This is a genomic window from Streptomyces sp. KL116D, assembly GCF_030766975.1.
GTDB classification, from domain to species: domain Bacteria; phylum Actinomycetota; class Actinomycetes; order Streptomycetales; family Streptomycetaceae; genus Streptomyces; species Streptomyces longispororuber_A.
This window is the reverse complement of sequence record NZ_JASERH010000067.1, coordinates 1-13,890: the sequence shown is the minus strand read 5'-3', so window position 1 is coordinate 13,890 and position 13,890 is coordinate 1. Positions and strand designations below refer to the sequence as shown.

The window sequence follows — 13,890 nt, the reverse complement described above, 5'->3', positions numbered from 1 at the left end:
CCCATCGTAAGGGGGCACCGGCCGGGCCAAGAATGCCCCTTTCAACAGGCCGGATACAGCGCCCTTACAGAGACTGGGGGTCTGTGCGCGAACCACGGGCGACATACGGAGGCGCGATGTCCGCCAGCACCACACATGAAGAGGCCGCACTCAGGCGGGACCTCGGCTTCCGCGACCTGGTGGTCTACGGGCTCCTCTTCATCGCCCCGATGGCCCCGGTCGGCGTCTTCGGCACGCTGGACGCCAAGTCCCACGGCGCGGTGGCCCTCGTCTACATCGTCGCGACGATCGCGATGGCGTTCACCGCATTCAGCTACGCGCAGATGGTCCGGGTAGCCCCGCAGGCGGGTTCCGTCTTCGCCTACGCGCGCGTGGGCCTGGGCCGCGGTCCTGGCTTCGTCGCGGGCTGGATGGCGATGCTGGACTATCTGCTGATCCCGGCGGTGGCGTACCTGTTCTCGGGCATCGCCATGAACTCGCTGGTCCCCTCGGTCTCCCGCTGGGTGTGGACGGCGCTCGCCGTGGTCGTCACGACCCTGCTCAACCTGTGGGGCGTGCGGGCGGCGGCCAGGGTCGGCTTCGCGGTGCTCGCCCTGGAGGTCGTCGTCCTGGTGGTCTTCATGGTCTCGGCGGTCGTGGTCCTGGCCCGGGACGGGGCCCAGCGCGACTGGCTCTCCCCGCTGACCGGCGACGGCACGCAGGGCGCGTTCGCGCTGTCGGCGGTGATCGGCGCGGTGTCCATCGCGGTCCTGTCGTACCTGGGCTTCGACGCCATCGCGACGTTCGCGGAGGAGGTGACGGGCGGCTCGGCGAAGGTGGCGCGGGCGGTGCTGTTCTGCCTCGCCTTCACGGGTGTCCTGTTCGTGCTGCAGACCTATCTGATCGCCCTCCTCGAACCGGTGACGTCGGCGGAGCTGGCGGCCGAGCCCGGGAAGCAGGGCTCCGCCTTCTACGACGCGGTCGACACGTCGGTGGGCGGCTGGCTGCACGACCTGGTGGCGGTCAGCAAGGCGATCGGGGCGGCGTTCGCGGCGCTCGCGGGGCAGGCCGCGGCGGGCCGGCTGCTGTTCGCGATGGCCAGGGACCGGCGGCTGCCGAAGGTGCTGTCCCGTACGGACTCGGGCGTGCCGCGGGTCGCGCTGCTGATCGCGGCGGTGATCACGATGGTCGCGGCGGTGTGGGCGGCCAGCAGGGACGACGGCATGGACCATCTCGTCTCGGTGGTCGACATCGGCGCCCTGACCGCGTTCACGCTGCTGCACGCGAGTGTCGTGGGGTACTTCGCGGTACGCCGCAGGGGCGGGCAGGTCAGCTGGTGGCGGCACGTCCTGATCCCGGTGGTGGGTGCGGCGATCACGGTCGCGGTGATCGTGGAGGCGTCGGGGACGGCGCAGGTGGTGGGTGCGGTCTGGTTCGTCGTCGGCCTGCTGGTGCTGCTCGCGCAGGGCCGCGAAAGCGGCACCGAGCAGGCCTGACGGGCGGGCTCAGCCCTCGTGGCGGCCGCGGGTGCGGCGGGTCCTGAGGGTGAGTGCGGTGCCGGTGCCGACGAGGACGCCGGCGATCCCGGAGAGCAGCCACAGCACCCGGTCGGCGCCCGTGTGGGCGAGTCCGGGGCCGGTGGGTGTGGGCTGCGGGGCGGTCGGGCCGGGCGTGGTCGGCACGGGGGTCGTCGGGCCCGGTGTGGTCGGGGTGGGCGTCGACGGCGTCGGGGTGGGCGTCGGGGTGCTCTCCGACGGGCTGGGCGTCGGGGTGGGTGTGGGCGTGGCGCTGCTCCGGGAGGGCGACGGGGTCGGGCTGGGCGACTCGCAGTCGCACTCCAGGTCCGCGGCGAAGGGGAAGTAGTGGATCTCCCCCGCGTTGTAGGCCTGCCGGGAGACGGGGTCGAGCGGTCCGGCGATCAGCTCCTTGACGATCACGTCACCCTCGATGTTCGACGGATCGAGGTCCGTGAGCCGGGCGTTCGGCGCGAAGATCGTGCCCTCGGTCGTGTCGCCGTCCGCGATGGTGATGTCGGTGGCGTCGGGGAAGTCCCACAGGATGTACGGGGCCTGCGCGCCGGAGATGCCGGCGACGGTCGGCGTGTGCCAGGTGAAGTCCGAGGCCGTGCCGGTGGTGTCGACGACGATGAGCAGCGGGGTGTCGGCGGTCGGCTGGTCGTCGAAGATGAGCGTGCCGATGTTGTTGAGCTGTTCCCCGGTCAGGTGCAGGACGTTGGTCTGCCCGCTGTCGAGGGCGATGCGCACCTGGGAGCCGGGGGTGATGCCGTCCGGTTCGACCGGGTTGCCGGCGCCGTCGCGCAGCCGCACCGTGGTGAGGCACTCGGCCATGGTGGCGGCGCGCTCGCGGTAGGTGGTGAACAGCGAGGCGAAGTCCATCGGCTTCGAGGCGACCGAGTCGGCGGGCTGGGTGGTGGTCAGCTCGATGCGCGGGGTCGCGTCGTAGGCGGCTCCGGCGGGGTCGATGTGGGTGTTGGCGGCGGCGCCGTTGTCGTCGGTGTTGAGCGTCTGGCCGCCGGTCATGTCACCGATCTTCACGTAGCCGTTCTGCAGCACCTGGAGGACGCCGTCCTGGGTGCTGCCGGCGTAGTCGACGCGGCCGCCGACGATCAGCGCGGTGGGGTTGCTGTCGCCGGGGGCGACGTAGCTGCCCGCGTCGTTCAGGGCGATGTTGTAGCCGGGGCCGAAGGTGAGGTCGCCGCCGATCGCGACGGGGCCCTCGGACTCGGTGCTGCCGAGGGTGGCGTCGCCCTCGGTGACGACGCCGAAGCCGTTGCTGCCCGCGACGGGGTTGCCGATGGAGACCGGCGCGGCCGCCGGGGCGATGGCACCGGCGGGTGAGCCGGCCAGCGCGGCCAAGGTGGCGGTACAGACGGCGCCGCCCGCCAGAACCATCACTTTTGTGCGTTTTGTCATACTCGGACGCTAGGTAAGGGCCCCGCGCCGTCCGGAGCGCCACGCCGACGCCCGCCGGCGCCCGCACCGGAACGCCCCACCCGCGGCAGCGGGCGATGTCGGTCCCGGCGGCTACCCTCGCGGCATGGCTGCCAACACGTCCCCCGACACCCCGCTCCCCGTGGGCGAGGTCTCCCGGCTCATCGGCGGATGGATCGACCGGCTCGGCGCCGTGTGGGTCGAGGGGCAGATCACGCAGTTGTCCCGCAGACCCGGCGCCGGCGTCGTGTTCCTGACGCTGCGCGACCCGTCGTACGACATCTCGGTCTCGGTCACCTGCTACCGCCAGGTGTTCGACGCGGTGGCGGACGTCGTCCGGGAGGGCTCCCGCGTCGTCGTGCACGCGAAGCCGGAGTGGTACGCGCCGCGCGGCCAGCTCTCGCTGCGGGCCGCCGAGATCCGGCCGGTCGGCGTGGGCGAACTCCTCGCGCGCCTGGAGCAGTTGAAGAAGTCGCTGGCCGCTGAGGGCCTGTTCGCCGCCGACCGCAAGAAGCCGCTGCCCTTCCTGCCGCAGCTCATCGGCCTGGTCTGCGGCCGCGCCTCGGCCGCCGAGCGGGACGTCCTGGAGAACGCGCGGCACCGCTGGCCCGCCGTCCGCTTCGAGGTGCGCAACGTACCGGTGCAGGGCGTGCACGCCGTGCCGCAGGTCGTCCAGGCGGTCAAGGAACTGGACGCGATGGACGAGGTCGACGTGATCGTCGTGGCGCGCGGCGGCGGCAGCGTGGAGGACCTGCTGCCGTTCTCCGACGAGCAGCTGGTGCGGGCGGTGGCCGCCTGCCGCACGCCGGTCGTCTCCGCGATCGGCCACGAGCCGGACAATCCGCTGCTCGACCACGTCGCCGACCTGCGGGCCTCCACCCCGACCGACGCCGCGAAGAAGGTGGTGCCGGACGTCGGGGAGGAGTACGAGCGGGTGCGGTGGCTGCGCGACCGGGCCCGGCGCAGCGTGGAGGCGTTCATCGACCGGGAGGAGCGGGGGCTGGCCGCCGCGCTCGCCCGCCCGTCGATAGAGGATCCGCACCGCATGGTCGACGAGCGCGAGCAGCAGGTCGCCGCGCTGACCGAGCGCAGCCGGCGCACCCTCGGCCATCTGCTGGACCGGGCCGACTCGGAGCTGACGCACACGCACGCGCGCGTGGTCGCCCTCTCCCCCGCGGCCACGCTCAAGCGCGGGTACGCGGTGCTGCAGAACGCGGACGGGCACGTGGTGCGCGACCCGGCGGACGTCGCGCCCGGCGAGCGGTTGCGGGCGCGGGTCGCCGAGGGCCGGTTCACCGTAGAAGTCTCAGAAACGGACGCCGCCGAAGCGGACGTCACCGAAGCGGAAGCGTGAGGACGGACAGCAGCATGACCACGAAGACGGCCGACGAGGCCCTCGGTTACGAGCAGGCGCGGGACGAACTGATCGATGTCGTGCGGCGGCTGGAGACCGGCGGCACGTCGCTGGAGGAGTCGCTCGCACTGTGGGAGCGGGGCGAGGAGCTGGCGAAGGTGTGCCGCCGCTGGCTGGACGGCGCCCGTGCCCGCCTGGACGCGGCGCTCGCCCAGGACGGGGCGGACGACGCGGACGGGGGCGACGCGGGCGACGCCGACGAGGAGTAGGCGGCGCCCGGCGGGGACCCGTGAAGGCCTGTGAACAGGGTCACGAAGGGTTTAGTTGAAAGTTGAACCTCATAGGCGTAGTGTCGTGGACAACGGCTGATCCGGACGGATCGGATCACCACGGCCGCCACGTTCGTCCCGAAAAGGTTGATCGATGTCCCTCGTGCTTGACCCCGCCGCCCAGGACCTGCTCTTCCGTGAGGCCCGCACCGCGAACACCTTCACCGACGAGCCGGTGACCGACGAGCAGGTGCAGGCGATCTACGACCTGGTCAAGTACGGTCCGACCGCGTTCAACCAGTCGCCGCTGCGCATCACCCTGGTCCGCTCCGCCGAGGCCCGCGAGCGCCTCGTGCAGCACATGGCCGAGGGCAACCAGCCGAAGACCGCCGCCGCCCCGCTGGTCGCGATCCTCTCCGCGGACAACGAGTTCCACGAGGAGCTCCCGCAGCTCTTCCCGCACTTCCCGGCCGCCAAGGACGCCTTCTTCTCGGAGCGCCCGGTCCGCGAGGGCGCCGCCGCGCTGAACGCGACGCTGCAGGCTGCCTACTTCATCATCGGCGTGCGCGCCGCCGGCCTGGCCGCCGGCCCGATGACCGGCCTCGACTTCGCCGGCGTCCAGAAGGAGTTCCTGGACGACGACCACACCCCGCTGATGGTCATCAACATCGGCAAGCCGGGCGAGGACGCCTGGTTCCCGCGCAGCCCGCGCCTGGAGCTCGACCAGGTCATCACCACGGTCTGAGCCACCCGCACCACGAACACACCGGACCCCCGACCACACTCGGCCGGGGGTCCGGCAGTTCCACCTCAGCTACACGTGAAGGGCCCCGGCATCGTGCCGGGGCCCTTCACGTATGCCGGGAGGGGGGCCTACGCGGCCTCGCCCTTCTTCATCCGCAGCGACTGCGCCATCTTCGTCAGCCCGTCGAAGTCGGCGGTGCCGGTGACGACGGTCGTCGAACCGTCCCCCTTCAGCACCAGGGCGTCGTACTTCTCGCCCTTGTACCGCTGCCAGGTCTCGCCGCCGATCCGCTGCGTGCGGCTCGTCTCCTCGGCGCCCTGGCTGGCGTCGTCGATGAACCGGGACGGCTTGTCGGTCGACTGCTCGACCGCCACGTACTGGCCGTCGGGGTCGAGGAAGCCGAGGTGCCACGCCTCGTTCGCCTCGCCCCGGTAGCGCACGGAGGTCGGCTTCCAGGACTTCGCGAGGCCCTCGGGGGCGGCCACCGGGTACGAGGCCGCGCGGCGGGCCGTCAGCAGCTCGATCGTGTAGTCGACGCGCTTGACCGTCGGCTCCTTGGAGTCGTCGTGCGGGACGAACACGTAGATCACGCCCGCCGCCACGACGCAGACACCCAGGGACAGAACGAGACTGCCCACCGTCTTCTTGCCTTTGCTTGCTGCCACGCGCCCATCGTCGCAGGTCGCCGGATGATCTCTGCCGGGAGGTCCGGAAAGGGAACAACCTGTCATGAACGGGACCGCTCATCCGTGGGGCAGTCTGCTCAGATTGTCGGACTGGCGATAGAGTCCTCCCATACCAACCCTCATCCGGCCGTCGTCGTATCCCGGTGGAACGCCGGAACAGAAAGGTGCGTCTCGATGACCGAGCATCATCACCAGCTGCCGTCCGAACTCGTGGTTCCCTCCGAGGCCCCCGACCGCAACCTCGCCCTTGAGCTCGTCCGGGTCACCGAAGCCGCGGCCATGGCCGCCGGCCGCTGGGTCGGCCGCGGCGACAAGAACGGCGCGGACGGCGCGGCCGTCCGCGCCATGCGCGCCCTCGTCTCGACCGTGTCGATGAACGGTGTCGTCGTCATCGGCGAGGGCGAGAAGGACGAGGCCCCGATGCTCTTCAACGGGGAGCGGGTCGGGGACGGGACGGGCGCCGAGTGCGACATCGCCGTCGACCCGATCGACGGCACGACGCTGTGCGCCAAGGGCATGCCGAACGCGATCGCGGTGCTCGCCGCCGCCGACCGCGGCACCATGTTCGACCCGTCGGCCGTCTTCTACATGGACAAGCTGGTCGCCGGCCCCGAGGCCGCCGACTACGTGGACATCAACGCTCCGGTGTCGGTGAACATCCGCCGGGTCGCGAAGGCGAAGAAGGCCGCCCCCGAGGACGTCACGGTCGTCATCCTCGACCGGCCGCGCCACGAGGGCATCATCAAGGAGGTCCGGGAGACCGGCGCCCGCATCAAGCTGATCTCCGACGGCGACGTCGCGGGCTCGGTCCTGGCGGTCCGCGAGGACTCCGGCGTCGACCTGCTGCTCGGCATCGGCGGCACCCCCGAGGGCATCATCTCGGCCTGCGCGATCAAGTGCCTGGGCGGTGTCATCCAGGGCAAGCTGTGGCCCAAGGACGACGAGGAGCGCCGGCGTGCGCTCGACGCGGGCCACGACCTGGACCGGGTGCTCTCCACGAACGACCTGGTCTCCGGGGAGAACGTGTTCTTCGTCGCCACCGGCATCACCGACGGCGAGCTGCTCCGCGGCGTGCGCTACCGCCCCGAGACGGCGGTCACGTCGTCCCTGGTGATGCGTTCCAAGTCGGGCACGATCCGGCAGATCGACTCGGAGCACCGGCTGAGCAAGCTGCGTGCGTACAGCGCGATCGACTTCGACCGCGCCAAGTGATCCGGCGCGCCGCGTAACCCTTCCCGGTACGCGGCCGGGGGCGCCCCCCGTGCGGAGGGGCGCCCCCGACTGCGTCCGATACGGGAGACAGGCCCTAGCCGGCGGCGGCCACCGCCCGCGCCGCCTTCTTCAGCTCGACCTCGCGGCGCCTGCGGCGGGCCAGCACGACCCGGCGCTCGGCGGCGGTCAGGCCGCCCCACACCCCGTACGGCTCGGGCTGGAGCAGCGCGTGCTCGCGGCACTCGACCATCACGGGGCAGCGGGCACAGACCCGCTTGGCGGCCGCCTCGCGGGCGAGGCGCGCGGCGGTCGGCTCCTTGGAGGGGGCGAAGAAGAGTCCGGCCTCATCACGCCTGCACACGGCCTCCGTGTGCCACGGCGCGTCCTGATCCCTGTCCCCTACTGGCACCCGCTGCTGCGGAACGGCGGCTACCTGCAGGGACTGATGCGGCGGGTGCAGCACGGTCTACTCCTGACGACGGCTTACGACGGCTTTCGCGAGCGAGAGACGATGCAGCAAGCTCTACCCGCTGTGTCGACGCCTATGCACTGAGTTCCGAAGCACGGAAGTTCCCGAGCGCATACGGGAGTTCGGCCGCGGAGCGCGCCGTTCAGCCGAGGTGCTTGCGCAGGTGCTTGTGGAGGTCTCGGATGATCCGGCCGCGCTTGGGCTTCGCCTCGATGTTGCCGAGGACGGCGACGCCGTCGACGTAGACGACGGGGGCCTCGGGCTCCGTCGCGTCCAGCGTGTCCACCTCGAAGTTGCCGAGGACGCCGCCGCCGCTGCCGCGCAGCGAGATGTTCTCGGGGACCCTGATCTCGACGTTGCCGAAGACGGAGACCGCCTTGATGTAGACCTGCGGGTACTCGAAGATCGCCTCGCTGAGATCGATCTCCACGTTGCCGAACACGGCGTACGCGTGCGTGCGGCGGCCCACGCGCCAGCGGCCCTTGCGGGTCGTGGAGCTGAACACCGCCACCAGGTTCTCGCCGGGCAGCGGCGGGATGGTGCCGGGCGCCGGCTGGTTCGGCGGCGGGCCCTGGGCGACCGTCGGGCGGGCGCCGTGCGCGCCGGGCAGGTCCCTGACCAGCGGCTCCAGCTCGCCCACGGTCTTGGCGCGGTACACCCCGTCGATCCGCTCGGCGTGCTCCTCCGCGTCCAGCCGGCCCTCGGCGAGCGCCTCGCGCAGGATGTCCGCGACCCGGTCGCGGTCGGCGTCGGACGCGCGCAGCTCGGCGGGGTCCGCGACGGGGGCGCTGGGCCCGGGCTGCTGGGGGCGCTTTTGAAGGTCCACGACAGCAGCGTACCGAAACGCGATAGATCGCGACAGGCCCCCGGGCGGCGAACTGAGCCTTACCTCACAGGTCCCGTCCCTTCGCCAGGTTCTACGCTGGTTGGCGCTGCCAACGGATGCCAGCAAGCTGTCTGTCGAGTGAGGAATGGGCGAGATGCCTGAGTTCGCGTACACCGATCTGCTCCCCCAGGGCGAGGACACCACCCCGTACCGCCTGGTGACCTCGGAGGGCGTCTCCACCGCCGAGGGGCCGGACGGGCGTACGTTCCTGAAGGTCGAGCCGGAGGCGCTGCGCAAGCTCGCCGAAGAGGCGATCCACGACATCCAGCACTACCTGCGCCCGGCCCACCTCGCGCAGCTGCGCCGCATCGTCGACGACCCCGAGGCGTCGAACAACGACAAGTTCGTGGCGCTGGACCTGCTGAAGAACGCGAACATCGCGGCGGCCGGCGTGCTCCCGATGTGCCAGGACACCGGCACCGCGATCGTCATGGGCAAGCGCGGGCAGAACGTGCTGACCGAGGGCGAGGACGAGAAGGCGCTCTCCAAGGGCATCTACGACGCCTACAAGAACCTGAACCTGCGCTACTCGCAGATGGCCCCGCTGACCATGTGGGACGAGAAGAACACCGGCTCGAACCTGCCGGCGCAGATCGAGCTGTACGCGACCGACGGCGGCGCCTACAAGTTCCTCTTCATGGCCAAGGGCGGCGGCTCGGCCAACAAGTCGTTCCTCTACCAGGAGACGAAGGCCGTCCTGAACGAGGCCTCCATGATGAAGTTCCTGGAGGAGAAGATCCGTTCGCTGGGCACGGCCGCGTGCCCGCCGTACCACCTGGCGATCGTCGTCGGCGGCACGTCCGCCGAGTACGCGCTGAAGACCGCGAAGTACGCGTCCGCGCACTACCTGGACGAGATTCCGAGCGAGGGTTCCGAGCTCGGGCACGGCTTCCGGGACAAGGAGCTGGAGGACAAGGTCTTCGAGCTGACGCAGAAGATCGGCATCGGCGCGCAGTTCGGCGGCAAGTACTTCTGCCACGACGTGCGCGTGGTGCGCCTGCCGCGGCACGGCGCGTCCTGCCCGGTCGCCATCGCCGTGTCCTGCTCGGCCGACCGCCAGGCCGTCGCGAAGATCACCGCCGAGGGCGTCTTCCTCGAGCAGCTGGAGACGGACCCGGCGCGCTTCCTGCCGGAGACCACGGAGGAGCATCTGGAGGAGGGCGATGTCGTGAACATCGACCTGAACCAGCCGATGGACGCGATCCTCGCCGAGCTCACCCGCTACCCGGTGAAGACCCGCCTCTCGCTGTCCGGCCCGCTCGTCGTCGCCCGCGACATCGCGCACGCCAAGATCAAGGAGCGGCTCGACGCGGGCGAGGAGATGCCGCAGTACCTGAAGGACCACCCGGTGTACTACGCCGGTCCGGCCAAGACGCCCGAGGGCTACGCGTCCGGTTCCTTCGGCCCGACGACGGCCGGCCGCATGGACTCCTACGTGGAGCAGTTCCAGGCCGCGGGCGGCTCCAAGGTGATGCTCGCCAAGGGCAACCGCAGCAAGCAGGTCACCGACGCGTGCGACGCGCACGGCGGCTTCTACCTCGGCTCCATCGGCGGCCCGGCCGCCCGCCTCGCGCAGGACTGCATCAAGAAGGTCGAGGTCGTCGAGTACGAGGAGCTCGGCATGGAGGCCGTCTGGAAGATCGAGGTCGAGGACTTCCCCGCGTTCATCGTCGTCGACGACAAGGGCAACGACTTCTTCCAGAACCCGGCGCCCGAGCCGACCTTCTCGCACATCCCGGTGCGCCAGGGCTCGCAGCTCTCCTAGGCACCCGGCCGGGCTCCCGGCTAGGCCCCCGGCAGGAACAGGCAGAACGGATGGCCGTGCGGGTCGCGCAGGACCCGCACGTCCTTCTGCGGCTGGTGCGCCTCCAGGGTCGCCCCCAGCGCGCGGGCCCGCTCCGTCTCGGCCTCCAGGTCGTCGACCTGGAGGTCGAGGTGCGCCTGCATCTGCTGGCTGCCGGGGCGCTGCGGCCAGACCGGTGGCGTGTGGTCGCCCTCCAGCTGGAAGGCGAGGCCGGGGCGCTCGCGCGCGGGGTCCCGCAGCCGCACCCACTCGGGGTCGCGCTCGGCCTCCTCCCAGCCCAGCAGGGCGCGGTAGAAGTCGGCCAGGGCGGGCGGGTCGGGCGTACCGAGGACAAAGCCTCCGAGCGTCGTCGTCATCCTCCACGCGTTCCCCCGACACCCGCCCGTGACACCGGCGGAATACCCGTCGGGTGCGCGACGCTGGCACGGACAGAGCCACGAGGAGGCAATGGTGAGCACGGCGAGCGACGACGGGTTCCGGATCGAGCACGACTCCATGGGCGAGGTACGGGTGCCCGCGGACGCCAAGTGGCGGGCGCAGACGCAGCGCGCCGTGGAGAACTTCCCGGTGTCGGGGCAGCGCCTGGAGCGCGCGCACATCGAGGCGCTGGCCCGGATCAAGGGCGCCGCGGCGAAGGTGAACGCGGAGCTCGGGGTGCTCGACAAGGACGTCGCCGAGGCGATCGTCGCCGCGGCCGCCGAGGTCGCCGACGGCCGCTGGGACGACGAGTTCCCGGTGGACGTCTTCCAGACGGGTTCCGGCACGTCGTCGAACATGAACACCAACGAGGTCCTGGCCACGCTCGCCACCGAGCGCCTGAGCGGCACCGGCCTGACGGTCCACCCGAACGACCACGTGAACGCGTCGCAGTCGTCGAACGACGTCTTCCCGTCCTCGATCCACATCGCGGCCACGGCCGCGGTCACCCACGACCTGATCCCGGCCCTCGACCACCTCGCCGAGGCCCTGGAGCGCAAGGCCGCCGAGTTCGCGGACGTCGTGAAGTCGGGCCGTACGCACCTGATGGACGCGACGCCGGTGACGCTCGGCCAGGAGTTCGGCGGCTACGCGGCGCAGGTCCGCTACGGCGTCGAGCGGCTCACCGCCTCCCTGCCGCGGCTCGCCGAACTGCCCCTGGGCGGCACGGCCGTCGGCACCGGGATCAACACGCCGCCCGGGTTCTCGGCCGCCGTCATCGCCGAGGTGGCGCGGGCGACCGGGCTGCCGCTGACCGAGGCGCGCGACCACTTCGAGGCGCAGGGCGCGCGCGACGGGATCGTGGAGACGAGCGGGCAGCTGCGCACCGTCGCGGTCGGCCTGACGAAGATCGCCAACGATCTGCGCTGGGCGGCCTCCGGCCCGCGCACCGGGCTCGCCGAGATCAACCTCCCCGACCTGCAGCCCGGTTCGTCCATCATGCCGGGCAAGGTGAATCCGGTCATTCCCGAGGCGACGCTGATGGTGGCCGCGCAGGTGATCGGCAACGACGCGACGGTGGCCACGGCGGGCGCCGCGGGCAACTTCGAGCTGAACGTGATGCTCCCGGTGATCGCGAAGAACGTGCTGGAGTCGATCCGGCTCCTCGCCAACGTCTCCCGGCTCCTGGCCGACCGCACCGTCGACGGCATCACCGCCAACCGCGAGCGGGCCCGCGAGTACGCCGAGTCCTCGCCCTCCGTGGTCACGCCGCTCAACAAGTACATCGGCTACGAGGAGGCCGCGAAGGTGGCCAAGAAGTCACTGGCGGAGCGCAGGACGATCCGTGAGGTGGTCCTCGACGGCGGTTACGTGGAGCGCGGCGACCTCACCGTCGAGCAACTCGACGAGGCGCTCGATGTCCTGCGGATGACCCGTCCGTAACGGCTGGTGGCCGGATGACGTATTCGTGGTCCACACCGCAGCGGCCTATGCCGTTGGCACCTAATATCTGTCCATGACAGACGACGACCGCAGTGGCGAGGGGCGCTGGTCGCCCGGGGAGCGGATCCTGTGGCGCTACCGCGCCAACGCGGGGGACGGCTTTCACATCTGCCGTCCGGTCACCGTCGTCCAGGACACCGACGAGCAGCTCGCCGTGTGGATGGCGCCGGGCACCGAGTGCGTGAAACCGGTCATCGCCGACGGCACCCCGGTGCACCACGAGCCGCTGGCCACCCGCTACACGAAGCCGCGCGCGCTGCGCCACGAGAGCTGGTTCGGCGCGGGCGTGCTCAAGCTGGCGCGGCCCGGCGAGCCCTGGTCGGTGTGGCTGTTCTGGGAGCCGGACTGGCGGTTCCGCAACTGGTACGTGAACCTGGAGCAGCCGCGGGTGCGGTGGGCCGGCGGCATCGACTCCGAGGACCACTTCCTCGACCTGTCCGTGTATCCGGACGGCAGCTGGCGCTGGCACGACGAGGACGAGTTCGCGCAGGCGCAGGCCGTCGGCCTGATGGGCGCCGCGCAGGCCGCCGGGGTACGGGCCGCGGGGGCCCGCGCGATCGAGGTGATCGAGAGCTGGGGCCACCCGTTCTCGGACGGCTGGGAGCGCTGGCGGCCCGATCCCGCGTGGCCGGTCCCGGCGCTTCCCGCGGACTGGGACCGTACGCCCGCGCACGTGTCCTCATGAGACCCTTGATGCGCCCCCGGGGAGAAAACGTAGGATCAACCTCCGCAAGAGCTCAGCGCAGCGAATGTGAGGAGTTCGCGCAGCAACTGAAGGCGCACGCAGCGAGTCTGACACGATGTCAACGAGGTCATCGAGGGGCGGCGGGACCGTGAACGTGGGTGGAGCGGACAGGGTGGACCGGTCGGGGCAGGCCGCCGCGTTCGACGCGATCGGCGGACGCTACGACGAGGCGTTCCCGCACAAGGACGGCCAACTGGCCGCCGTGGAGCGGATGCTGGCGCGGCTCGAACCGGGCTCCCGGGTACTCGACGTGGGCTGCGGCACCGGTGTGCCGACGGCCCGCCAGCTCGTCGACGCGGGCCACTCGGTGGTCGGCGTGGACCTGTCGGCGGGCATGCTGGAGCTGGCCCGCAAGCAGGTGCCCGAGGCCGAGTTCCGGCAGACCGACCTGATGGACCTGACGGCCCAAGGGCCGGACGGCGTGGGCGAGTTCGACGCGGTCACCTGCTTCTTCACCCTGCTGATGCTGCAGCGCGACGAGATCCCCGGCGCCCTGCGGCTGCTGCGCTCGCTGCTGCGCCCCGATGGCTGGTTGACGCTGTCCATGGTCGAGGCGGACCTGGACGACGCCGAGATTCCGTTCCTGGGACACACGATCCGGGTATCGGGTTTCCTGCGGGACGAATTGCACCAGGTAGTGCGCGATGCGGGCTTCGAGATCACCGGGGAGGAGACGTACGCGTACGCTCCCGCGAGCACCGACGCCCCACCCGAGCACCAGCTGTTCCTCAACTGCCGGCGCACTGGCCAGTGACGCGGCGCGCAGCCCCGGACGGACGGATTCGACACGCGTGACGGAGCACTCAGCCTCTCACCAAGGCTCCCACGAAGGCCGCCACCCCGGCGCGGCGGCCCGCCCCGCGGACCCGC

At 71.3% G+C, this 13,890-nt stretch carries 14 protein-coding genes; 9 read left to right on the top strand and 5 right to left on the bottom strand.

The features are described from left to right. Positions 1-116: 116 nt before the first annotated feature. A complete protein-coding gene (locus RBJ77_RS27695) occupies positions 117-1,475 on the top strand; it encodes an APC family permease (RefSeq protein ID WP_372347520.1) in 1,359 nt (452 codons plus the stop codon). A 9-nt stretch (positions 1,476-1,484) separates the two neighbouring features. Here the strand turns inward: RBJ77_RS27695 and RBJ77_RS27690 are convergent, their stop codons facing one another. Continuing rightward, positions 1,485-2,912 (bottom strand): collagen-binding domain-containing protein, encoded by a 1,428-nt coding sequence (locus tag RBJ77_RS27690; protein ID WP_372347519.1) that lies wholly within the window; start codon positions 2,910-2,912, stop codon positions 1,485-1,487. Between the two features lie 124 nt (positions 2,913-3,036). Between RBJ77_RS27690 and xseA the strand changes: the two genes are divergently transcribed. From xseA to RBJ77_RS27675, 3 genes are all read left to right on the top strand, one after another. After that, positions 3,037-4,284: an exodeoxyribonuclease VII large subunit gene (gene xseA, locus RBJ77_RS27685; RefSeq protein WP_372347518.1), complete on the top strand. Its 1,248-nt coding sequence runs from the start codon at positions 3,037-3,039 to the stop codon at positions 4,282-4,284. Positions 4,285-4,298: 14 nt separating this feature from the next. Next, positions 4,299-4,553, top strand: a complete 255-nt coding sequence (locus RBJ77_RS27680) for an exodeoxyribonuclease VII small subunit (RefSeq protein ID WP_372347517.1) — start codon at positions 4,299-4,301, stop codon at positions 4,551-4,553. A 154-nt stretch (positions 4,554-4,707) separates the two neighbouring features. Next, positions 4,708-5,298 (top strand): malonic semialdehyde reductase, encoded by a 591-nt coding sequence (locus tag RBJ77_RS27675; protein WP_255975277.1) that lies wholly within the window; start codon positions 4,708-4,710, stop codon positions 5,296-5,298. A 128-nt stretch (positions 5,299-5,426) separates the two neighbouring features. Here RBJ77_RS27675 and RBJ77_RS27670 read toward each other — a convergent pair whose 3' ends face one another. After that, positions 5,427-5,963 (bottom strand): DUF4245 domain-containing protein, encoded by a 537-nt coding sequence (locus RBJ77_RS27670; protein WP_372347516.1) that lies wholly within the window; start codon positions 5,961-5,963, stop codon positions 5,427-5,429. Positions 5,964-6,158: 195 nt separating this feature from the next. Between RBJ77_RS27670 and glpX the strand changes: the two genes are divergently transcribed. Beyond that, positions 6,159-7,196 carry a class II fructose-bisphosphatase gene (glpX, locus tag RBJ77_RS27665; RefSeq protein WP_255975275.1) on the top strand — a complete coding sequence of 346 codons (1,038 nt, stop codon included), beginning with the start codon at positions 6,159-6,161 and terminating at the stop codon, positions 7,194-7,196. Positions 7,197-7,290: 94 nt separating this feature from the next. Here glpX and RBJ77_RS27660 read toward each other — a convergent pair whose 3' ends face one another. Then, positions 7,291-7,659 (bottom strand): WhiB family transcriptional regulator, encoded by a 369-nt coding sequence (locus RBJ77_RS27660; protein WP_255975274.1) that lies wholly within the window; start codon positions 7,657-7,659, stop codon positions 7,291-7,293. Positions 7,660-7,807: 148 nt separating this feature from the next. Next, the gene (locus tag RBJ77_RS27655) at positions 7,808-8,491 is read right to left on the bottom strand and encodes a DUF1707 domain-containing protein (RefSeq protein WP_372347515.1); all 684 of its coding nucleotides are present in this window, start codon (positions 8,489-8,491) and stop codon (positions 7,808-7,810) included. A 154-nt stretch (positions 8,492-8,645) separates the two neighbouring features. Between RBJ77_RS27655 and RBJ77_RS27650 the strand changes: the two genes are divergently transcribed. Beyond that, on the top strand, positions 8,646-10,316 hold the full coding sequence (locus tag RBJ77_RS27650; protein WP_372347514.1) for a fumarate hydratase: 1,671 nt from the start codon (positions 8,646-8,648) through the stop codon (positions 10,314-10,316). A gap of 20 nt (positions 10,317-10,336) precedes the next feature. On the opposite strand, the gene RBJ77_RS27645 is transcribed toward RBJ77_RS27650, so the two are convergent. Then, on the bottom strand, positions 10,337-10,711 hold the full coding sequence (locus tag RBJ77_RS27645; RefSeq protein ID WP_372347513.1) for a VOC family protein: 375 nt from the start codon (positions 10,709-10,711) through the stop codon (positions 10,337-10,339). Positions 10,712-10,805: 94 nt separating this feature from the next. On the opposite strand from RBJ77_RS27645, the gene RBJ77_RS27640 reads away from it, so the two are divergent. The 3 genes from RBJ77_RS27640 to RBJ77_RS27630 all read left to right on the top strand — a co-directional run bounded on the left by RBJ77_RS27640 (position 10,806) and on the right by RBJ77_RS27630 (position 13,774). Further along, positions 10,806-12,215 (top strand): class II fumarate hydratase, encoded by a 1,410-nt coding sequence (locus tag RBJ77_RS27640; RefSeq protein WP_372347512.1) that lies wholly within the window; start codon positions 10,806-10,808, stop codon positions 12,213-12,215. A 73-nt stretch (positions 12,216-12,288) separates the two neighbouring features. Next, positions 12,289-12,960, top strand: a complete 672-nt coding sequence (locus RBJ77_RS27635) for a DUF402 domain-containing protein (RefSeq protein ID WP_372347511.1) — start codon at positions 12,289-12,291, stop codon at positions 12,958-12,960. 115 nt (positions 12,961-13,075) lie between these two features. Next, positions 13,076-13,774 (top strand): class I SAM-dependent methyltransferase, encoded by a 699-nt coding sequence (locus RBJ77_RS27630; protein ID WP_372347510.1) that lies wholly within the window; start codon positions 13,076-13,078, stop codon positions 13,772-13,774. The last annotated feature ends 116 nt before the right edge of the window (positions 13,775-13,890 follow it).